At 71.0% G+C, this 20,282-nt stretch carries 19 protein-coding genes and 1 pseudogene; 13 read left to right on the top strand and 7 right to left on the bottom strand.

What is annotated here, in order from left to right; all coding sequences use genetic code 11:
• Together ACXJMZ_RS29715 and ACXJMZ_RS29720 are read left to right on the top strand one after the other, a co-directional pair.
• Positions 1-913: DUF3103 family protein (locus ACXJMZ_RS29715; protein ID WP_457033120.1), on the top strand; the 913-nt coding region annotated here is incomplete at its 5' end.
• Positions 914-1,120: 207 nt separating this feature from the next.
• Positions 1,121-1,285 carry a hypothetical protein gene (locus ACXJMZ_RS29720; protein ID WP_457033121.1) on the top strand — a complete coding sequence of 55 codons (165 nt, stop codon included), beginning with the start codon at positions 1,121-1,123 and terminating at the stop codon, positions 1,283-1,285.
• Here the strand turns inward: ACXJMZ_RS29720 and ACXJMZ_RS29725 are convergent.
• A complete protein-coding gene (locus ACXJMZ_RS29725; protein WP_457033122.1) occupies positions 1,257-2,609 on the bottom strand; it encodes a serine hydrolase domain-containing protein in 1,353 nt (450 codons plus the stop codon). The genes ACXJMZ_RS29720 and ACXJMZ_RS29725 overlap by 29 nt on opposite strands.
• Positions 2,610-2,767: 158 nt before the next feature.
• On the opposite strand from ACXJMZ_RS29725, the gene ACXJMZ_RS29730 reads away from it, so the two are divergent.
• Complete coding sequence (locus ACXJMZ_RS29730) at positions 2,768-3,451, top strand: TetR/AcrR family transcriptional regulator (RefSeq protein WP_457033123.1); 684 nt, start codon at positions 2,768-2,770, stop codon at positions 3,449-3,451.
• A gap of 127 nt (positions 3,452-3,578) precedes the next feature.
• Here ACXJMZ_RS29730 and ACXJMZ_RS29735 read toward each other — a convergent pair.
• From ACXJMZ_RS29735 to ACXJMZ_RS29755, 5 genes and pseudogenes are all read right to left on the bottom strand, one after another.
• Positions 3,579-3,915 (bottom strand): annotated as a pseudogene (locus ACXJMZ_RS29735) (transposase); the annotation flags it as partial.
• A gap of 247 nt (positions 3,916-4,162) precedes the next feature.
• Positions 4,163-5,014 (bottom strand): hypothetical protein, encoded by an 852-nt coding sequence (locus tag ACXJMZ_RS29740; RefSeq protein ID WP_457033124.1) that lies wholly within the window; start codon positions 5,012-5,014, stop codon positions 4,163-4,165.
• On the bottom strand, positions 4,995-5,861 hold the full coding sequence (locus ACXJMZ_RS29745) for an aldo/keto reductase (RefSeq protein WP_457033125.1): 867 nt from the start codon (positions 5,859-5,861) through the stop codon (positions 4,995-4,997). The genes ACXJMZ_RS29740 and ACXJMZ_RS29745 overlap by 20 nt, the downstream gene beginning before the upstream one ends.
• A gap of 29 nt (positions 5,862-5,890) precedes the next feature.
• Positions 5,891-7,081 (bottom strand): cupin domain-containing protein, encoded by a 1,191-nt coding sequence (locus tag ACXJMZ_RS29750; protein WP_457033126.1) that lies wholly within the window; start codon positions 7,079-7,081, stop codon positions 5,891-5,893.
• A gap of 15 nt (positions 7,082-7,096) precedes the next feature.
• Positions 7,097-7,810, bottom strand: coding sequence for an ATP-binding protein (locus ACXJMZ_RS29755; protein ID WP_457033127.1), 714 nt, complete (start codon positions 7,808-7,810; stop codon positions 7,097-7,099).
• 222 nt (positions 7,811-8,032) lie between these two features.
• Between ACXJMZ_RS29755 and ACXJMZ_RS29760 the strand changes: the two genes are divergently transcribed.
• Entirely contained in the window at positions 8,033-9,466 is a 1,434-nt protein-coding gene (locus tag ACXJMZ_RS29760; RefSeq protein ID WP_457033128.1) for a helix-turn-helix transcriptional regulator, read from the top strand.
• 48 nt (positions 9,467-9,514) lie between these two features.
• Positions 9,515-10,198 (top strand): RibD family protein, encoded by a 684-nt coding sequence (locus ACXJMZ_RS29765; protein ID WP_457033129.1) that lies wholly within the window; start codon positions 9,515-9,517, stop codon positions 10,196-10,198.
• A 95-nt stretch (positions 10,199-10,293) separates the two neighbouring features.
• Here the strand turns inward: ACXJMZ_RS29765 and ACXJMZ_RS29770 are convergent, their stop codons facing one another.
• Entirely contained in the window at positions 10,294-11,544 is a 1,251-nt protein-coding gene (locus tag ACXJMZ_RS29770; protein ID WP_457033130.1) for a glycerophosphodiester phosphodiesterase, read from the bottom strand.
• Between the two features lie 360 nt (positions 11,545-11,904).
• Between ACXJMZ_RS29770 and ACXJMZ_RS29775 the strand changes: the two genes are divergently transcribed.
• The 8 genes from ACXJMZ_RS29775 (at position 11,905) to ACXJMZ_RS29810 (ending at position 20,163) form a co-directional block, all read left to right on the top strand.
• Positions 11,905-12,207 carry an urease subunit gamma gene (locus tag ACXJMZ_RS29775; protein ID WP_457033131.1) on the top strand — a complete coding sequence of 101 codons (303 nt, stop codon included), beginning with the start codon at positions 11,905-11,907 and terminating at the stop codon, positions 12,205-12,207.
• Entirely contained in the window at positions 12,204-12,515 is a 312-nt protein-coding gene (locus ACXJMZ_RS29780) for an urease subunit beta (protein ID WP_457033132.1), read from the top strand. The genes ACXJMZ_RS29775 and ACXJMZ_RS29780 overlap by 4 nt, the downstream gene beginning before the upstream one ends.
• Positions 12,508-14,229 carry an urease subunit alpha gene (locus ACXJMZ_RS29785; protein WP_457033133.1) on the top strand — a complete coding sequence of 574 codons (1,722 nt, stop codon included), beginning with the start codon at positions 12,508-12,510 and terminating at the stop codon, positions 14,227-14,229. The genes ACXJMZ_RS29780 and ACXJMZ_RS29785 overlap by 8 nt, the downstream gene beginning before the upstream one ends.
• Positions 14,230-14,231: 2 nt before the next feature.
• The gene (locus tag ACXJMZ_RS29790; protein ID WP_457033134.1) at positions 14,232-14,888 is read left to right on the top strand and encodes an urease accessory protein UreF; all 657 of its coding nucleotides are present in this window, start codon (positions 14,232-14,234) and stop codon (positions 14,886-14,888) included.
• Complete coding sequence (gene ureG, locus ACXJMZ_RS29795) at positions 14,878-15,552, top strand: urease accessory protein UreG (protein WP_457033135.1); 675 nt, start codon at positions 14,878-14,880, stop codon at positions 15,550-15,552. Before ACXJMZ_RS29790 ends, ureG begins: the two co-directional genes overlap by 11 nt.
• Entirely contained in the window at positions 15,549-16,298 is a 750-nt protein-coding gene (locus tag ACXJMZ_RS29800) for an urease accessory protein UreD (protein WP_457033136.1), read from the top strand. Before ureG ends, ACXJMZ_RS29800 begins: the two co-directional genes overlap by 4 nt.
• 115 nt (positions 16,299-16,413) lie before the next feature.
• The gene (locus ACXJMZ_RS29805) at positions 16,414-18,177 is read left to right on the top strand and encodes a protein kinase domain-containing protein (protein ID WP_457033137.1); all 1,764 of its coding nucleotides are present in this window, start codon (positions 16,414-16,416) and stop codon (positions 18,175-18,177) included.
• Positions 18,178-18,330: 153 nt separating this feature from the next.
• Positions 18,331-20,163 carry a serine/threonine protein kinase gene (locus tag ACXJMZ_RS29810; RefSeq protein ID WP_457033138.1) on the top strand — a complete coding sequence of 611 codons (1,833 nt, stop codon included), beginning with the start codon at positions 18,331-18,333 and terminating at the stop codon, positions 20,161-20,163.
• The last annotated feature ends 119 nt before the right edge of the window (positions 20,164-20,282 follow it).

The raw sequence follows: 20,282 nt of genomic DNA on the forward strand, positions 1-20,282 counted from the left end.
GTCCCCGGCCCCGGTCCCCGGCCCCGCCGCCCGGCGGCTCGCCGAGGGCACCGCGCGGGCCGACCACGGCATCGCCACCGCCAAGGGCCTCGGCTCGGACCTGGGCCCGCTGCTGCGGGTCCAGCTGGCCGACCCCTCGATGCGGGCCGCCCTGGACGCCGGTGCCGCACCGCTGGTGGCGACCGCCGCCACCGACGAGCACGCGCGCACCGTGCGCGCCTACGACACCGCGGGCCGGGTACACGCCCTCGACACCGGGACCCTGCCCACGCGGCCGGTGTACCTGGTCGACCTCGACGTGGCCAAGACGATGACGGCCGGAATCGACGTGCTCCAGCGGGAGTTGCGAGCCCGGGGGCTCGGTGCCGCGACGGCGCCGTCGACGCCGGCGGCAGACGGGGCCACCACCGCACTGGCGGCCGACGGCTGGTGGGGCACCAAGATCACCTCGGTCCGGGTGAACGACGACGAGGAGCCCTGGTTCAAGGGCGCCGCCGAGATGTTCGCCCTGGTGAGCGGCTTCGGCCAGGACGGCAAGGTCCGGGTCGACTCGGTCGCCATGCCGTACCTCCAGTACGACGGCACCACCTACTACCCGAACCAGATTCTGGTGAACTGGTCCAGCTACAAGTACAACCTGGCGGACGTCGTCCTGATGGAGGACGACGGTGACACCAACTACCTCGCCCTCGCCCAGGCCGTCGCCGCAGTCCTGCTCACCATCGCCGACCAGGGCGCCTACATCCCGCTGGTGAACGCCGTCCTGGGGGCGCTGCCCGAGTCGTGGTGGACCGACGACCCGGACTACGTGGAGTCCTGGTACACCCTCGCCCGCACCAGCTCGGGCCGTCTCAACGGGGCCCGCGGCAACGGCTGGATGACCGTCGAGCCGTACTTCGTCCAGCAGTTCTGAGCTCTGCTCCGGCCGCCTGCCTGGTTGGAGGCGGCCGGGGCGCCCGGCGCCCGGCTCCCACCGCTGACGGTGGGTCAGCCGGAGAGCACGGGAGAGTCAGTCCGCAAGTACCGCGCTTGCTGAAGTGGGAGGCCGGACGCCGGTCAGTCCGGCCGCGCGGCCTGCCAGCAGCGGGGCAATTGCCGGGTACCAGCCACGGGCGACGGCTTGGAGCATCTCGGCCAGGGCGGACAGCAGATCAAGGCCGGCGACATGCTGCTGCTCGGCCTGGCGGCCGGCAACGTCGACCCCGAGGTCCGCCCCGACCTGGACACCCCGCTCTTCGGCAACCGCTCCCCAGGTGTCACGTGGAGGGTGTCGGGACCCGGTTGAAGAACCGTCCGGCCATGTCGGCCCCGATGATGGCGCCGTCGGCATCGCGGGTGAGGAAACCGCGCTGGCCGATCAGGCCGCCGCCGGTGACGATGTACTCGTCACCGCTCCCGGGGAGCAGGCCGAGGCCGGCCGGCGGCAGGTCCGCCGGCAGTTCCCTGTCGGCCGCCGCTCGGATCTCCGGCTTGATCCGGCATTCAACCGTCATCGTGTCACCGTCGGTGTCGATGATCAGCGTCATGAATTCGTTCTCGTAGTGCCCGGTGATCTCCTGGGCGCGCTGCGGGTCGTACGGGAGCGGCTCGGGGTCCCGCTCGACCACGCCGAGGTAGTGTTCGAGCGCCCAGCGGAGCACGGCCTGGTTGAACTCCAGCCCGCTGTCGGGCCCGGCGTTGGACGCCGCCACGACGGCGAAGTCCCGCTCCGGAACCAGCAGCAGGTTGGCGAACTGGCCGTTGGTCGATCCGCCGTGCCCGACCGTGCGCACGCCCTCCACGTCGCGCAGGAACCAGCCGAGGCCGATGGCGTCGCCGAGCGTGGAGCCGTGCAGCTCCACCGTCGGCTCCTGCATGTGCCGCGCCAGGTCACCGCCGCCGAGGTGGAACCGGGCCCAGTGCAACTGGTCGGAGACCGAGGACACCAGGCCGCCGCCCGGGTTGTTGCCGCGCGTGTCCTTCCAAGTCCGGGCGCCCTTGAGCGCCCCTTCGCTGAGGTTGTGGCCCACGGCGAACCGGCGGGTGATGGCCTGTCCGGCGGTGAAGAAACTGTCGGTCATGCCGGCCTGCTCCAGGACGAGTGAGGCGACAGCGGCCTCGTAGGTCTCGCCGGTGACGTTCTCGACGACCCGGCCGAGCAGGTTGTAGCCGAGCTGGCTGTAGGAGGCTCGGCCGCCGACTGGGCCGATCAGCGCCACCTCGGCCATGTTGGCCACCTCGCGGGCCAGCGCGTCGTCTCCGTCCCCGCTGTCGAAGACCGTCCGGGTGTCCAGCCCGGCGGTGTGGTTGAGCAGGTTCAGGATGGTGATCTGCGCGGCCGCGTCCTCATCGGGGAGCCGGAGTTCGGGAACGTAGCGGCGCACCGGCGCCTCCAGCTCGACCCGCCCCTGCTCGACCAGGCGCATGATCGCGGTCGCCGTGACGGTCTTGGTGACCGAGCCCAGCACGAACAGCGTGTCCCGGTCGACGGGCAGCGGGTTGTCGATGCTCGTCACGCCGTGGCAGACGGTCAGCTCCCGTCCGTCCACCCGGACTCCCACCGCCGCACCCGGAATGCCGAGCTCCTTGGCCTTCTCCTCGACGAACTCCGCCAGTGCATCGTGTGACATCTCGATTCCCCCCGATCGGTGTGGTTCGCGCACGGCGCCGAGCGGCCATCAAGCGTCGCGGCGACTTGCACGGTGTTCAACTGGAGGCTAGCGAACGACTTGAACACTGTGCAAGGGGTTTCTTGAACGGCGTGCAAGCCGCGGGCTATCGTGAATCCATGCCCCGCAACATGCTGACCCGCGAACAGATCCTCACCGCCGCCATCACCCTGCTCGACGCCGAAGGGCTAGAGGGTCTGAACATGCGTGCTCTGGGCCAACGGCTGGGCTCGGCGGCCACCGCGGTCTACTGGCACGTGGGCAGCAAGGACAACCTCATCGCCCTCGCCGGCGACCAGCTGTGGCACGAAATCGCGCTGCCCGACCCCGACGGGGTCGGCTGGCGCACGGCGGCCACCACAATGGCCGGCGACCTGTACGCGATGCTCACCCGTCACCCGTGGCTCCTGCAGGCCTTTGGCTCCTTCCTCATGTTCGGCCCCGGCAAGGCCCGCCACGACGACCACCTCCTCGCCATCTACGAGACCGCTGGATTCGCCGGCCCCGCAGCCGACCAGGCCGCGGCCGCCGTTTTCACCTTCGTCCTCGGCAACGCCCTCGGCACAGCCGCGACAGCCTCGCTCACCCGCAAACTGCGGCGCGAAGGTAGCGGTGACGCCGAACAGGCCATCGGCGACGCCCAGGCCGGGGCTCGCGAGATCGCCGCACAATTCCCTCGGCTGCGCGCTCGCCTGGACACCCGCAGCGCCGACTACGGTGCGGCGCCCGACAACACTTTCCAGATCGGCCTCCAGGCCATCCTCGACGGGCTGGAGGCGCTGCAACGCGGGCCTACTCGGTGACCATCACACGATTACTCGGGAAGGTACGCTCGGCCCACGGTTCGAAGGCGGGGCCGAGGCGGAGGGCGGTGGCCCTGCGGTCCAGGTGCCGCAGCACAGCGGACTGGGTGCGGGGCGTCGTAGGGGCTCATGCGGCTTGGTCCCGCCGCTCGACCAGGACGCCGTTCTCGAACCTCGCTCCCGCGCGGACGAGGGCGACGAAGTGAGCCCCGGAGATCGCGCCAGCGGGCCTGGGCGGACTCGACGAGCTTGAACACCGTGGCGAGCGCGGCGGCCGGGCTTCCGGCGCGGTGGGTGACCTTGGTGCGGAGCTTGACGGTGGAGAAGGTCGACTCGATGGGATTCGTGGTCCGCAAGTGGATCCAATGCTCGGCCGGGAAGTCGTAGAAGGCCAGCAGTTCCTCCTGGTCGTCGGCGATCTTCGCGACGGCTTTAGGGAGCTTGGTGCCGTAGGTCTTCGCGAATGGGCCTGATTTTGTCCCAGGAGTCCCGGTCTCCTGTGAGCAATGCCTTGGAGGTTGCATGGGGTTTTCTGGGTTGCAAACTGGCAATGAGAGCCACTGGACCTTATCTGCGGCGAGTGCAGCAGAACAGAATGGTTGAGCCTGGCCGATGAGTGGCGCGGAGCGTGGCAAGGGGTCGATCCAAGTAGTCGCTCCGCACCATTGGGTAGCTCATCGGGCACAGCTCTGCACTGAGCAAATGAGCCGGTTACCGAGCGAGTACCGGGCTTGCCGAAGTGGGCGGTTGGATGCCCGTCAGGTCGGCCGCGTGGTTAGCCAGCAACGAGGCCAGCTCCGGGTACCAGCCGCGGGCGACTGCTTGGAGCATCTCGGCCAGGGCGACCAGCTCGCCGATTCGGCCGGCGGGAGTGTCGAGCGCCGGAGCGAACTCGGCCCGGATGCGAGCGGCCACCTTGGGAACGAGCAGACTGTTGGCGTGGAGCAGGCCGGGGTCGTAGCCGCTGGGCACCAGGCCCCAGCGTTCCCAGTCGAGCAAGGCGAGCGGGGTGGTCAGATTGCCCCAGTGCAGGTCGGCGTGGCCGGTGACTCGCTCGACCTTGGCGGGGGCCGGGATGCCGAGGAACTGGGGGAAGGCCCGCTCAATCCACTCAGGGCGAATGGTGGTCCGTACGCCGTCCGCCTGGCCAAGCCGACCCAGGGCTCGGCGTAGGTTGCTCCACCACTCATCTGGCAGGTCGGGGTCGTGGGCGAGGTCCGGTCGCGCCGGAGAGATGACCGAGTGAGTGACGTAGTCGGTGACCTCGGTTTGGTAGGCGTGGTCGCCCTCGATCCAGTCGAGGATGTCATGCAGTCGAGGCCGCGGGACGTCATCCGGGATGAGGGCGGCTGCACCGACGATGCCTTCGCCCGGCTTCCGCTTTGCATGGGCCGCGGTCGTGCAGTTGACCCGCAGCCATCGTTCGCCGGCCCGCCGGCCGATGGTCCGCCCCTGGAATCCCCAAGCAGCGGAGCCGGTGCAGCTGAGGCCCAGGAGCGCGGCTGCCGTCTGGTGAGCGGTCTCCATGCGGGTCTGGGTCGCCTCATCCGGCGGCGAGTTCATCAACGATGCTCCTCAGATGTGCAGTTGGCAGCGGGACGGTCAGGGCCTTGGCGGCATCGTCCCAGTGTTCCGGTGTGCTGGCCGACACGAGCACCACGTCCAGGCCAGGGCAGGACGCGACGGCTAACAGTGCAGCGGCCGAGGCCGACAGACCATGGCGGATGAACTCCACCAGTTCCGGTGTCATCAAGTCCGGGAGTTCACCGCCGTGCAACGGGGCGGAGGCGAACGTAATGACCCCTGCGTCCTGTGCTTCAATCAGCGGCCCACCGCCGTCGAGGGCCCGGACGATGGGGTCGGCCATGACGAGGCTGACCGGTAACTGGAGCCCGGCGAAGTGGTGGTTGGGTGAGCCGGCGGCTTCGTGAGCGAGACCAAGCAGTTCCGGCACCGTGAACACCCCAGCGGCCAACCCCGACCATGTGGCGACACCGTACCCACCGATCTGGCCACCCTGGGCGAACTCCTCCAGTACGTCGAAGGCTTCCCGGAGCTTCGCCTGCACCTCGGATGGGTCATGGCTGATCCGCTCGGGATTGTGGACGAACACCATGTCGGCATGGCCGAAGATGCTCAAGGAGCGCTCGGTCTGCCAGCGGACGAAAGAGGTATCGAGGCTGTGTCCGACCGCCGCGCGTTCAGGGCTTAGGGCGCCGGCGGCAACCGCAGCTCGGCCCTGAACAGCGGTGTGAAAGCCGGTCTTTGTCGCCAACCGGGTTTCCGGGAACGTGACCAGCACGGGCTGGAGCTCCTGGTGGGCGGAGCCGTGCGCGTAGTTCGGAGCGGTGTCCACCCAGGGTGCACCGGCGGCCAAGGCGGTGCGCGCCGCCTGACGGACGGCGCGCACCCGGTATGTCCCCAGCCCAAGCACTGCCGTCACCACGCCGTCCTGACGACAGCTGCGGCCTGACCCTCGATCAGGACCGAGACCAGCGTGGCCACGTCCTTTACCTCAAGGTCGGCGATCTCGGCCAACGCCCCCAGCGTTGTCGGCTCTCCGGTCAGCAGGACTCGGAGCAACGGCGCGGCCTGATCAGCGAAGTCCCACGCGGTCCCCGCCGCCGCGAGGGTCACGGTGCCCGGTGGATCGTTCTCCGTCAGTCTGGCCCTGGGCGTGGTTAGCCGCACAGCCAGTTCTGCCTTGGCCGGTACGCCTTCGATGTACGGCAGGGAGGTAACGGCCCGGCCGTAGTGGGTTGTGTCCACCGACTCGGCCCACCGAGCGACGAGGTCGGGGTCGGCCAGTTCCGTCAGGATCTCCGCGCGCAGGTCATCGACGTACGTGTTCTGCTCGCGCGGCGAGGCGAACCGAGGAACATCCAATCGTAGTGGGAGGCGGGATCGGAGCTGGTCCACCACCCAGGTCAGGAGGTCGGCACCCGTGTGGGCAACCAGGCCGAAGGTGAGGTGCAGCGATTCTGACCCTTGGTCAGCGGTGACGGCATGCCACCAACCGCGCGGCAGGTAGAGCACGTCGCCGGCCGTCAGCACGATGTCGGCGACAGGGTCGCCCTCCGGAGTATCGGGGGACTCCACGTCGCGGAACGTCGGGGCGGTTCGAGTGGGGCCATACAGCCGCCACCGCTTCGCTCCGTACATCTGGACCACCACCACGTCGTGGTCGTCCCAGTGGGTGCCGAAGCCCTCCCGCTCGGTCCACGAGGCGTAGGCGTTGACCTGCACCAAGGTTCCGAGAAAGCGCTCCAGGCCTTCAGCGGCGGCACCGACCGGCGGGTGGATCTTCTCGATCGAGTCCAGGACGAGCGACGCGCCCTCGGCCAACCGGGCGTGCAGCTCGGCGGGTTGGATGCGGTGCCAGGTGACGGACCGGCGCGTGGTCACCGGCAGTGCGTATTGGTGCAGGGGCACCATCTCGCCGTCCATCGACAGCCGCAGCCGCGGCGGTTCCAGGCGCTGGGTGGCGAGGATGGCGTTGAGGTCGTCCCAGGACAGGAGGCCGGCCACGTCGGTGGCCTCACCCGGGATGACGGTGTAGGAGCGGTTGAACGTCTGGGCGAGGAACGAGTCCCCGCCCAGACGCGCCGCCCACGAAGCGGCATCAAGCACCGTGGGCGTCCTTACTTAGTCGTTGCCGTCGGAGCGGCCGCTGCTGACGTCGGACGGCTGCTCGGTACGGGCCCGGGCAGCGGCGATCTTCCGTGCCGCGACCAGGAGACCGCCCTTGGCGGCTGGAGCCGCCGGGGTGCTGCTGTGCGCCATGGTCATTCCCTTCTGTTGAACGCTCCCGCCGGGGTTCCGGACGGGAAGACTCGAAGCCGCAGCCAGGGCGGCCCGCGACTCGTCTGCCTGTACGTGGGTGCAAAAGGCCCGACTGAGTGTGGCCAACCGCCGGTCGCCGGTCAGCGTGCTGTCGGCTGCGACGAGGAAGTGCACGACCTTGCCGAGCTGTTTCGGCTCCCAGCCCCACGAGTGGGCGAAGGCCGCCACGAGAGCCAGCCCACGGCCGTTCCTGCTGTCCAGGCACTCTGTGGACACCACGGGCAGCCGCAGCGAGCGATCGGTGACGGCGACCCGCAGGTACTGGCCGGTCCACTCCGTCGTGACCCAGCACTCTCCGCCGGCATGAGTTAGCGCATTGGTGATGATCTCGGAGGCGCAGAGCTTCACGTCGCCCAGCGCACCCCGGCCCAGCGGCACGCCCCACCCGGCAGCAACCGTGACGATCCGTTCCCGAGCGTCGCGCACGGCAGAGTCGCCGGCCACCACGTGGAAGACCTCTCGAGCTGGGAGCACCGCACAGCCGTCCACGGGCTCGGGGCGGTGGATCGCGGGCATGGCAGACCTTTCACAGGCGTGAGTCCGTGGCCGCGCGCCTGCAAGCGGGCATCAGCCGACCGGACCCAACTGCGGTCAGATTCGCTGCCGGACCAACTTGCGTTCGGCAGGTCTCTACAGAACCGCCTCCAACCAGACGGGACCAGAGCAGAATTGACGCATCGAAGTTGCATCCCTGACGCATACCTGGGCGTGACCTGGCGCGTTGTCAGGGCACACGAGTTGGCGGAGCCGATGGCGGTCAAGCGGGAACGGCTCGCTCAGCGGCGAAAGGATGCTGGACACACCCAGGAGACCCTGGCTGACGCTCTGGGCGTGCACCGCTCGACGGTGGTGCGGTGGGAAGGTGGCACGGGTGAGCCGCAACCGTGGATGTGGGTGAAGCTGGCCCGGTTGCTGAAGATCAGCACAACCGAGCTGAGAGCACTCTTCGCCGGCTCAGACCAGCCACCGGCTGCTAATCGGTCGGTGCCACAGCCACGGGCGGAAGTCCCGAATCCCCTGACGGCAGCGCCGGGCCTTGGGGATGCCGGCACCGGACAGCCCGACTTCGGCGATTTGGCGCAGGAACCTTCGGCGGTCGGCTCGTCCATGGTGCTCATGAACGGTGAGGTCAGAGTCGGCTGCCGCACCTCGGACGGGAGGATCATTTTCGTGACGATGCCGCGCCGCGCCTTGCTGCGCACCGCCACGGCCGCGACCGGCGCGAGCCTGCTGTCGGCCTTTGCCGCCCCAACAGCCCAGCCGGAGCCGCCCACACTCTCGCCGGACCTCCACCCGGTGGAGAACCTGCGGCAGCTGCGCCGGTCATTGGTCGAGTGCGACAACGTGCTCGGGCCGCGGTCGGTCGTCGCCAGCACCCAGGAGCACATCCGGCTTGTTCAGCAGCTTCGCCGCGAAGCCGCCGGCCGTGACCGGCAGGACCTGATGCAAGTCCAGGCCGAGTACGCCGAGTTCTGCAGCTGGCTGTTCCAGGACAGCGGCGACCACCGTGCGGCGCAGTACTGGGCTGACCGCGCCATTGACTGGTCGAACGCCGCCGGCGACCAGGATTTGGCTGTCTACACCACGGCGCGGAAGGCCCAGCTTGCCGGTGACATGAAGGACTCACTGGACGCGGTGGACCTGGCGGAATCGGCCCAGCGGATGGCCGCGCCCGGTAGTCGTCTCAGCGCCATGGGCGCGGTCTACGGTGCGCACGGTCACGCCATGCTCGGTGACGCCCTCGCCTGCCAACGCTCCTACGACCAAGCGCTCGACCTTGTGAGCAGGCCCAGCGACAGTGAGGTTCGCCGGGGCCATTGGCTCGACGCGGCCTACGTGGAAGCCCAACAGGCTCGCTCGCTGTCGGTCCTCGGCCACCACCAAGCAGCCGTCACCGGCTTCGAGCGGGCCATACGAGCACTGCCGGCCTCGTACCGCCGCGACCGGGGCGTCTACCTGGCGCGCGCCGCCGTTGCCCAGCTCTACGTGGCCGGGCCAGAGCAGGCCGCCACTACCGGAGCTGAAGCACTGTCAATTGCGGCCACCACCGGATCAGCTCGCATCTTCGGCGAACTGGCCTCGCTCGACGCTCAGTTGCAGCAGTGGCATACGGTGACCGAGGTAGCCCAGTTCCGGCAGGCACTCGACAACGTCGTGCTCCATGAAGTGTGATCACAGGTGGAAGCTCGCCGCCCCATTCCAGAGAGAACGGACCCCGCGATGGCCGACCGCCCCTTCGTCCTGCTGAGCGTTGCCACCTCCGTCGACGGCTACATCGACGACACCTCGCCGCAGCGCCTGTTGCTGTCGAACGCCGAGGACTTCGACCGGGTCGACCAGGTCCGCGCGGAGTCGGATGCCATCCTCATCGGCGGCAACACCATCCGCAACGACAACCCGCGGCTGTTGGTCAACAGCGACAAGCGCCGAGCCGCCCGCGTCGCGGCCGGCAAGCCCGAGTACCCGCTCAAGGTGACAATCACGGCGAGCGGCGACCTGGACCGCGACCTCAAGTTCTGGCACTTCGGGGACAAGAAGGTCGTCTACACGACCGACTCCGGTGCGCTGAAGCTGCGCGACACCCTGGACGGCCTGGCTGACGTCGTCAGCACCGGCGACACCGTGGACTTCGGGCTGATGCTCGATGACCTGGCCACCCGTGGCGTCCAGCGCCTCATGGTCGAGGGCGGCGGCCAGATCCACACCCAGTTCCTGTCCCAGGGGCTGGCCGACGAGGTGCACCTCGCCGTCGCGCCGCTCCTGGTCGGAGAAGCCGGCGCGCCGCGCTTCGTTCACCCCGCTGAGTACCCCGGCGGCAGCACCCGCCGCATGAAGCTGCTCGACGCCCGGACGGTGGGTGACGTGGTCCTGCTGCGCTACGCACCAAAGGAAACCGCAGCCTGAGCCGTGGGTGAAGGAACTGCTACATCGTCAGCTCATGGTTACCGGTGCGGCCCGCCGTCGGGGTCTTTMCCCGGGGCGGGCCGCCGCGGTGCCGGTCAGTCCGCGTGGTGGGCGGACCAGAAGTCGGCGCGGGCCAGGACGCTGGTGTCGGCCTGGTCGGTGAAGAAGCCGTCGACGCCCTGCTCCATCAGGAAGCGGGCCCAGGCGATCGAGTCGCCGTAGGCGTTCGGGTCGGTGCCGCGGCGGAAGTCGACGGGGAGGAAGGCGTTCTCGTTGCGCAGCGTGTAGGGGTGCAGCAGGAGGCCCTTGGCGTGGGCGTCGGCGACCAGCGTGGTGACCGGGAGCAGCTTGCCGGTGGCCGGGTCGACCGGGGCGATCAGGTTGGTGGTGGGGCCGAGGCCGTGGGCGTAGCCCGCGATCCAGCGCAGGCCGTCCGGGGTGACCAGGTCGGCGACGGTGCGCTTGTCGCCCGCGAGCACGAAGTCGTACGGCTGGGTGCCCCGGTCGCTGAGCAGCTGGATCCGGGGGTTGTCGACCAGCTTGGCCAGGCGCTGGAGGCTGCTCGGCTCGAAGGACTGCAGGATGGCCCGGCCGTTGCGCCCGGCGAGACCGGCCCGGCGGAGCTCGGTGGCCAGGCGCTCCTCCAGCGGCAGGCCGATCGAGCGGAAGTAGCTGGGGTGCTTGGTCTCGACGTAGAGCCAGACCTCGCGGCCGGCGGCCCGGGCCCGCTGCTGGGCGAACTCGACGACCTCGCGGAAGGTCGGCACCGCCCAGCGGCCGTCGTACAGCATGTTGTGCTGGCGCTGCAGCGGCAGCCGCTCCTTGGCGCGCAGGGTGCGCAGCTCGGCCAGCGTGAAGTCCTCGGTGAACCAGCCGGTGACCGACTTGCCGTCGATGGTCTTGGTGGTCTTCCGGGCGGCGAACTCGGTGTGGTCGGCGACGTCGGTGGTGCCGCCGATCTCGTTCTCGTGCCGGACCACCAGGTGGCCGTCCTTGGTCGGCACCAGGTCCTGCTCGATCACGTCGGCGCCGAGGTCCAGCGCGTGCTGGTACGAGCCGAGGGTGTGCTCCGGGCGGTAGCCGCTGGCGCCCCGGTGGCCGACCACCAGCGGGTGCGGCAGCCGGTCCAGGCCGGTGCCGGTGCGCACCGGCGGACGGGTGCCGGCGGGGCGGCGCTCGGCAGTGGCGCCCTCGCCGGAGTCGGAGCCAGAGCCGGAGTCGGCCGCCAGGGCCTCGCCGACACCGGCGGTGCTCAGCGCGGCGGCCCCGAGGCCGAGCGCGCCGCTGGTGCGCAGGAACCAGCGGCGCGAGGCGTCGGTGCTCGCAGGGCTGTGATGGTCCGTCATGTCGTCTCCCGGGTCGGCGCGGCGTGCATACCGTCCGTACGGTAGGAGCAAGGGGGCCGCTGTGCGGTGGCCGTGCGCCGAACCTTACGGAAAGCTCCGACGGACAGTGCCGAAACAGGCCACGCCCGGAGGGCCTGGTACGAGTGGTCGGAATCCACCGTTTCGGGATGATCCGAAACCCTGCGGAAACCACCCGGAAAACAGTCGTCAAAAATGGCCCGGAAGGCTGCGGACCGGCACCCGCTTCGTGCCCGGCCGGTCCGCTACGGTGTGCCGGACGGACCGCGACCCCGTGCCGAAAACCCCACCCGTGGCACAGTGCTGTGCCCGCACCACCCGAACTCCCCCGAGGTGCGCGCCATGAGGCTCACCCCCCACGAGCAGGAACGCCTGCTCATCCACGTCGCCGCCGACGTGGCCCGCTCCCGGCGGGCCCGCGGCCTGCTGCTCAACCACCCCGAGGCGATCGCCCTGATCTCCTCGCACGTGCTGGAGGGCGCAAGGGACGGCCGGACCGTCGCCGAGCTGATGACCTCGGGACGGGAGGTGCTCGGCCGCAAGGACGTGATGGAGGGCATCGCCGAGATGATCCCCGACGTCCAGGTGGAGGCGACCTTCCCGGACGGCACCAAGCTGGTCACCGTGCACGGGCCGATCCAGTGACGCCGGGTGAAGTCCTTTACGGAGACGGCGAGATCGGCCTCAACGCCGGACTCCCGGTCACCACGCTGACCGCCGTGAACGGCGCGGACCGCCCGGTCCAGGTCGGCTCGCACTACCACTTCGCCGAGGCCAACCCCGGCCTGGAGTTCGACCGTTCGGCGGCGCACGGGCTGCGCCTGAACATCCCGGCCGGGACGGCCGTGCGGTTCGAGCCGGGCATCCCGGTCGAGGTGGAGCTGGTGCCGATCGGCGGCCGCCGAGAGGTGTACGGGCTGCGCGGCGCGACCGGGGGTGGGCTGGATGCCTGAGTACGCACTGCGGTTGAGCAGGCAGCGGTACGCCGCGCTGTACGGCCCGACGGTCGGGGACCGGATCAGACTGGCCGACACCAACCTGCTGATCGAGGTCGAGGAGGACCGGAGCGCCGGCGGGGACGAGGCGGTGTTCGGCGGCGGCAAGGTGATCCGGGAGTCGATGGGCCAGGCCAGGACCAGCCGGGCCGAGGGCGCACCGGACACCGTGATCACGGGTGTGGTGGTGCTGGACCACTGGGGTGTGGTCAAGGCCGACGTGGGTATCCGGGACGGTCGGATCACCGCGCTCGGCAAGGCGGGCAACCCGGAGACCATGGACGGGGTGCACCCCCGGCTGGTGATCGGCCCGGAGACCGAGGTGATCGCGGGCAACGGGAAGATCCTCACGGCGGGCGCGATCGACGCGCACGTGCACCTGATCTGCCCTCAACTCGCCGACGAGGCGCTCTCCTCGGGCATCACCACCATTGTCGGCGGCGGCACCGGACCGGCCGAGGGGACCAAGGCGACCACCATCACCCCGGGTGCGTGGCACCTGGCCCGGATGTTCGAGGCGATGGACGGCGTGCCGCTCAACCTCGGGCTGCTCGGCAAGGGCAACACCGTCAACACCGCTTCGATGCACGACCAGTTGCGGGCCGGGGCGCTCGGCTTCAAGATCCACGAGGACTGGGGTGCCACCCCCGCCGCGATCGACGCCTGCCTGCGGGTCTGCGAGGAGTCCGGCGCCCAACTGGCGCTGCACACCGACACCCTGAACGAGGCCGGGTTCGTCGCCGACACGCTGGCCGCGATCGCCGGGCGGGGCATCCACGCGTACCACACCGAGGGTGCCGGCGGCGGGCACGCGCCGGACATCATCACGGTGGTCTCCGAGCTCAACGTGCTGCCCAGCTCCACCAATCCGACCCGGCCGCACACCGTGAACACGGTGGACGAGCACCTCGACATGCTGATGGTCTGTCACCACCTGAGCCCGCACGTGCCCGAGGACCTGGCGTTCGCCGAGTCGCGGATCCGGCCCGCCACCATCGCGGCGGAGGACGTCCTGCACGACCTCGGCGCGATCTCCATCATCAGCTCCGACTCCCAGGCGATGGGCCGGATCGGCGAGGTGGTGATGCGCACCTGGCAGACCGCGCACGTGATGAAGGCCCGCCGGGGTGCGCTGCCCGGCGACGGCCGGGCCGACAACCAGCGGGCCCGGCGGTACGTGGCCAAGTACACCATCAACCCCGCGATCGCCCAGGGCATGGACCACGAGATCGGTTCGGTGGAGCCCGGCAAGCTGGCCGACCTGGTGCTCTGGAGCCCGGCCTTCTTCGGGGTCAAGCCCGACCTGGTGGTGAAGGGCGGTCAGATCGCCTGGGCCCAGATGGGCGACGCCAACGCCTCCATCCCGACTCCCCAACCCGTGCTGCCCCGGCCGATGTTCGGCGCCCGGGGCCGGGCCCCCGCCGCCAACTCGCTCAACTTCACCGCCCCGGCGGCGATCGAGCACGGCCTGCCCGAACGGCTGGGCCTGGCCAAGCCGTTCACCGCGATCGGCAACACCCGGGGCGTCACCAAGGACCACCTGGTCAACAACACCGCCCGGCCGGACGTCCGGGTCGATCCGGACACCTTCACCGTCACCATCGACGGCGAGACCGTCACCCCCGCCCCTGCTGCCGAACTGCCGCTGGCCCAGCGGTACTTCCTGTTCTGACCATGTCGGCGACTCTGCTCCTGCTCGCCGACGGCCGGTTCCCCGCCGGAGGCCACGCGCACTCCGGCGGGGCCGAGGCGGCGGTCCGGTCCGGCCGGGTGCACGACCACGTGTCGATGGCCGCCTTCCTCACCGGCCGCCTGCACACCACCGGCCTGACCACCGCCGCCCTCGCGGCGGCCGCCGCACTGAACCCCGAAGCGCTGGACGCCGTGGACGAGGCCGCCGAGGCGCGCACCCCGTCCCCGGCCCAGCGGGCGGCCAGCCGCCGGCTCGGCCGCCAACTGCTCCGGGCCGCCCGGGCCACCTGGCCGCACCCACTGCTGGACGAACTGAAGGCCCGTCATCCGGGTGGCGCCCACCAGCCGGTGGTGCTCGGCGCCACCGCCCACGCCGCCGGGCTCACCCCGGCCGACGCGGCGGCCGTCGCCGCGTACGAGAGCGTCAACGGTCCGGCCACCGCCTGCGTCCGGCTGCTCGGCCTGGACCCGTACCAGGTCACCGCCCAACTGGCCCGGCTCGCACCGGCGCTGGACGCCGTCACGGCCCGGGCGGTGGACGCCGCCCGCTCCGGCGAGCTGCCCGCCGCCTCCGCACCGCTGCTCGACATCTACGCCGAGCAGCACAGCTCCTGGAAGGTACGACTCTTTGCATCGTGACCACGTCGACCCCTACGACGTCTCCGTCCAGCACACCCACACCGCGCCGCAGCCGCGCGCGCTGCGGATCGGGCTCGGCGGGCCGGTCGGCTCCGGGAAGACCGCCACCGTCGCCGCGCTGTGCCGGGTGCTCCGCGAGGAGCTCTCGCTCGCGGTTGTCACCAACGACATCTACACCACCGAGGACGCCGAGTTCCTGCTCCGGAACGCCGTCCTGCCGCCCGAGCGGATCACCGCCGTGGAGACCGGCTGCTGCCCGCACACCGCGATCCGGGACGACATCTCCGCCAACCTGGAGGCCGTCGAGGAGTTGGAGGCCGCCGTCGGCCCGCTCGACCTGATCCTGGTCGAGTCCGGCGGCGACAACCTGACCGCCACCTTCAGCCGGGGCCTGGTGGACCACCAGATCTTCGTCATCGACGTCTCCGGCGGCGACAAGATCCCGCGCAAGGGCGGCCCCGGCGTCTCCAGTTCCGATCTGCTGGTGATCAACAAGACCGACCTGGCCCCGCTGGTCGGCGCCGACCTGGGGGTGATGGCCCGGGACGCCAAGGCCCAGCGGGGTGCGCTGCCCACCGTCTTCACGGCTCTCTCCACGCCCAACGGCATCGCCCCCGTGGTTGCCTGGGTCCGCGAGCGGCTGGCGGACTGGCAGGTGCGTTGACCGCCACCGTGGCCGCGGCCGCCCGGGTCACCGCCGAGCCGGACGGGCGGGGCGGTACGGCCCTTCCGGTGCTGGCGGGCGGCGGACCGTTCGCGCTGCGCCGCACGCTGGGCGCCGGAACCGGCGCGCACGTGGTGCTGATCGGCTCGATGGCCGCCCCGCTGGGCGGCGACCAGCTCGCCGTGCACGCCGAGGTCCGCCCCGGCGCCGAGCTGCGGCTGACCAGTGCGGCGGCCACCATCAGCCTGCCGGGGTCCGGGCCCGAAGTCGCGTACTACGAACAGCGGTTGACGGTCGGTGCGGGAGCCCTGCTGGACTGGTCGCCGGAGCCGGTGATCGCCGCCGCCGGGAGCCACCTGGTGCTCACCACCAGGATCGACCTGGCCGCCGGGGCCCGGCTGCGCTACCGCGAGGAGCAGGTGCTCGGGAGGCTGCACGACTGGACCCGGGGTACTGGTCCTGGACGGTTGACCTCCCGGCTGACCGTCCGTCAGGCGGGCCGGGTGATCCTCGACCAGCAGACCGACCTCGGCCCCGGCGCCCCCGGCTGGGACGGCCCGGCCTGCCTGGGCGGGCACCGCGCGGTCGGCCAACTGCTCACCGTCGGCCTGCCTGCTCCGGCGGCGCCCTCCGCAACTGCGGACGCCGCGTTGCTGGCGTTGCCGGGGGAGGGGGCCGCGTTGCTGACCGCGCTGGCGCCCGACGCGCTGGTGCTGCGGAAGCTGTTGGAGCGTCAGAGCTGTTGATTCGTACGGGCCTTGCAACGGTTCGGGTGCGGTGAACGGAGTCGACGGGGGGCTCTGGCAGACTGTGCCCGGCTGGTGACCCGCTGGGGTCGGGCATGACAAGGGGGCCTGGGGCATGTGGGGTCGGGGGACCGTTCTCGGTGGGCGTTACACGCTGACCGAGCGGATCGGCGGCGGCGGGATGGGCGACGTCTGGCGGGCCGCCGACAGCGTGCTGGAGCGGCAGGTGGCCGTGAAGGTGCTGCACCCGGCGCTGCTGGAGGACGAGTTGTTCGCCGAGCGGTTCCGGCGGGAGGCCCGGCTGCTGGCCGCACTCAGCCACCCCGGGATCGTCGACGTGTACGACTACGGCGAGGGCGAGCCGGGTTCCGACGAGCAACGCGCGTACATCGTGATGGAGTTGATCGACGGGCAGCCGCTGCACGAGATCCTGGCGGAGGAAGGGGCGATGCCGCCCTCGCGGGCGCTCGCGCTGGTGGCCCAGACGCTGGACGCGCTGGATGCCGCGCACCGGCGGGACATCGTGCACCGTGATCTCAAGCCCTCCAATCTGATGCTGCGGAGTGGCGACCGCGTGACGGTGACCGACTTCGGGATCGCGCGCTCGACCGCGAGCACGAAGATCACCGCCTCGCACGCGGTGCTGGGGACGGCGCTGTACATGGCGCCCGAGCAGGCGGAGGGCGGCGCGACCACTCCGCTGTCCGACCTCTACTCGGTGGGGGTCGTCTGCTACGAACTGCTCACCGGGCAGGTGCCGTTCACCGGTGAGACGGTGCTCGAGATCGTGATCAAGCACATCCGGGAACCGGCGCCGCAGTTGCCCGGCCTCTTTCCGCAGGTGGTCCGCGACTTCATCGCGACCGCTCTCGCCAAACGGCCCGAGGACCGCTACCCGGACGCCGCCGCGATGGCCGCCGCCGCCAGAGCCGCGCTCAAGGGCGGGCCGGCCACGCTGCCCGCCACCACCCCGGTCGTGGTGCCGGTGCCGGAGCCGACCGTCGCGGCCGGTACCGACGAGCCGAAGACCGTCGTGGCCGAACGCGAGCCGCGCCGGAACTGGCGCCGTACCCTGGTGCCCGTGATCATCCCGATCATCATCACCACGGGGGCCGGTACCGCGCTGCTGGTCGACTGGCACCCCCAGCAGGCCGACACCAGATCCGTCGGCCCGACCCCGTCGCTCTCCCGGTCCGACCCGCTGAACCCCGCCGCCCCACCGTCCGGTTCGGCCGCGGTCCCGCCGTCGGCCGGGCAGACTCCGGAGCCCGGTGCCAGCACGCCGGTCGGGTCCGACCCCGACCCGGCGCAGGGCGGCGGGAGCCAGCCCGGCGGCACCGCAGCGAGCCCCGGGGGGCAGGTCGTCGTCCCCGGGGGCACCACCACGGTCACCGCTCCACCGCCCAACCAGCCCGCCCCGACCCGCAGTACGGCCTCGCCCGCCCCCTCGGTGCCGGCCGACACTGCTCCGGCGGGCTGTGGCGGCACCGGCTGGAGCTACATCACCGGGGTGGGCAGCGGCCTCCGGCTCGGCCTGGCGGCGGACGGTCCGACGGCGGGAGGCGCCGTGGTGATGGGCGGGTACACCGCCTACGGCTGGCTGCGGACGCCCTCCAGCAACAAGACCACCGTCGACATCCACCCGTGCAACGGCAGCAAGCCCGTGCTCGAGCAGTCGGCGAGCTCCAACAAGGTCCAACTCGCGACCGGCATCAGCTACATGGACTCCTGGCGGACGCCGGCCGCCAGTACCGCAGGGGCCGTCCAGCTCAAGAACTACGCCGACAACAGGTGCCTGACCGACAACGGCGCCGGCAGTCGGGTCACCATGGAAACCTGTACGCCCGGCAACAAGTCCCAGGAGTGGCGCATCTCCTGAGCCGGCCGACGGGGCGTCAAGGCTTCCGGTACGTACGGAGCTTGCACCAGGGCGGTAACGGCCGGGCCCGGGGTCTGGACCTCTCGGAGCGCTCTGGCAGACTGTGCCCGGCTGACGGCCCGTTGGGGCCGGGCATGACAAGGGAGTCAGGGCATGTGGGGTCGGGGGACCGTTCTCGGTGGTCGTTACACGCTGACCGAGCGCATCGGTGGCGGCGGCATGGGTGACGTCTGGCGCGCCGATGACGGGGTGCTGGAGCGGCAGGTCGCGGTCAAGGTGCTGCACGCGGCGCTGCTGGAGGACGAGCAGTTCGCCGAGCGGTTCCGGCGCGAGGCCCGGCTGCTGGCCGCGCTCAGCCACCCGGGCATCGTCGACGTGCACGACTACGGCGAGAGCGCGGACGGCCCCGGCGGCCAGGTCGCCTACATCGTCATGGAGTTGATCGACGGCCGCCCGCTGAACGAGGTGCTGGCGGAGGACGGTCCGATGTCCGCCGAGCGCACGCTCGGGCTGCTCGCCGGTGCGCTGGACGCGCTGCACGCCGCGCACCAGCGGGACATCGTGCACCGGGACATCAAGCCGTCCAACCTGATGGTCCGCGCCGACGACCGGGTGGTGGTGACCGACTTCGGTATCGCCACGGCTGCCACCAGTACGAAGATCACGGCTTCGCACGCGGTGCTGGGAACGGCGCTGTACATGGCCCCCGAGCAGGCCGAGGGTGCGGTCACCACGCCGCTCTCCGACCTGTACTCGATCGGCGTGGTCTGCTACGAACTGCTCACCGGCCAGGTGCCGTTCGGCGGTGAGTCGGTGCTGGAGATCGTGCTCAAGCACGTCCGGGAGCCCGCGCCGGGGCTGCCGCCGAACTTCTCCCCGGCGGTCCGTCAGTTCGTCGCGACCGCACTCGCCAAGCAGCCGGAGCACCGCCACCCGGACGCCGCCACGATGGCGGCCGCCGCCCGGGCCGCGATCGCCGGGACCAGCGGACCGGCGACGGTGCCCGCCACCGCGTTCGGCCTGCCGCCTGCGCTGCTGGCCACACCCGTCACGGTGGTGGCCGCAGTCGGGGACGAGCCCCGTACCCAGGCCGAGCCCCGGCGGCGGCGCTCCCGGATCCTGATACCCCTGATCATTCCGATCGTCATCACGGCCGGTGCCGGCACCGCCGTACTGATCGACCAGGGCGCGCTGCGCAGCCAGGCCAAGGGGTCAGGATCGAGCCCGTCCAGCTCGGTGACCGGCGGCACGAACTCCGGTACGTCCCCGGCCGGTTCGCCTCCGGCCTCGTCGGCGGCGGTCGAGACACCGTCCGCTGCGGCCAGCGCGCCGGCGGCCGACCCGAACGCCGGGCAGGGCACCGCGAACCAGCCGGGCGGCACCGTCCCCAACACCGGCGGCGGCAACGCGGGCGGCACGGGTACGGGTACGGGGTCGGGCAGTGGCACCGGCAACAACAACGGCGGTGCCGCGGTGAGCGGTGGCGGTACGCCCGGCGGCGGGGGAGGCGGCAGTACCCCGGCGCCGCCCCGGACCGTCCCGGCCACCACCACCCCGCCGCCGCCCGCGCCCAGCGTCCCGGCGGAGTGCGGCGGCAAGGGCTGGGGCTACATCACGGGTGTGGGCAGCGGGATGAAGCTCGGCCTGGCCGGCGCGCCGGTCGCGGGCACGGCGGCCGTGACGGGCGGGCGGACCGAGTTCGGCTGGATCTTCACGATCGGCTCGGGCGGTTGGTACACCGTGAACCCCTGCAACCTGAGCAAGCCGGTCCTGGTGCAGAACCAGGGGAGCGGGGTGGCCGAACTGAATCCGGACTGGAGCTTTCTGACCAACTGGACGGTGGTCAACACCGGTTCGGGCGCCTTCTACCTGAAGGACTACAGCAGCACGAACTGCCTGACCGACCACGGCTCGGGCCAGAAGGCCACCATGACCACCTGCACGCCCGGCAGCAAGGCCCAGCAGTGGACGATTCCCGCTGGGTGAACATCCGGCGATTGTCCCGCACCCGCCCCGGCAGGTGCGGGATAACGGTGGGGACCACCGCAGTCGGCCCGCCGTGGCCCCCGGCCGAAGGACCCCACCGATGCCCCTGAAGAACTACG

It is taken from the genome of Kitasatospora sp. P5_F3, from assembly GCF_054049135.1.

Coding starts and splice junctions, on each gene's coding strand:
- ACXJMZ_RS29785 (WP_457033133.1), top strand. CDS start 12,508: ATGCCTGAGTACGCACTGCGGTTGAGCAGGCAGCGGTACGCCGCGCTG.
- ACXJMZ_RS29805 (WP_457033137.1), top strand. CDS start 16,414: ATGTGGGGTCGGGGGACCGTTCTCGGTGGGCGTTACACGCTGACCGAG.
- ACXJMZ_RS29770 (WP_457033130.1), bottom strand. CDS start 11,544: ATGACGGACCATCACAGCCCTGCGAGCACCGACGCCTCGCGCCGCTGG.
- ACXJMZ_RS29730 (WP_457033123.1), top strand. CDS start 2,768: ATGCCCCGCAACATGCTGACCCGCGAACAGATCCTCACCGCCGCCATC.
- ACXJMZ_RS29790 (WP_457033134.1), top strand. CDS start 14,232: ATGTCGGCGACTCTGCTCCTGCTCGCCGACGGCCGGTTCCCCGCCGGA.
- ACXJMZ_RS29775 (WP_457033131.1), top strand. CDS start 11,905: ATGAGGCTCACCCCCCACGAGCAGGAACGCCTGCTCATCCACGTCGCC.
- ACXJMZ_RS29810 (WP_457033138.1), top strand. CDS start 18,331: ATGTGGGGTCGGGGGACCGTTCTCGGTGGTCGTTACACGCTGACCGAG.
- ACXJMZ_RS29740 (WP_457033124.1), bottom strand. CDS start 5,014: ATGAACTCGCCGCCGGATGAGGCGACCCAGACCCGCATGGAGACCGCT.
- ACXJMZ_RS29725 (WP_457033122.1), bottom strand. CDS start 2,609: ATGTCACACGATGCACTGGCGGAGTTCGTCGAGGAGAAGGCCAAGGAG.
- ACXJMZ_RS29765 (WP_457033129.1), top strand. CDS start 9,515: ATGGCCGACCGCCCCTTCGTCCTGCTGAGCGTTGCCACCTCCGTCGAC.
- ACXJMZ_RS29755 (WP_457033127.1), bottom strand. CDS start 7,810: ATGCCCGCGATCCACCGCCCCGAGCCCGTGGACGGCTGTGCGGTGCTC.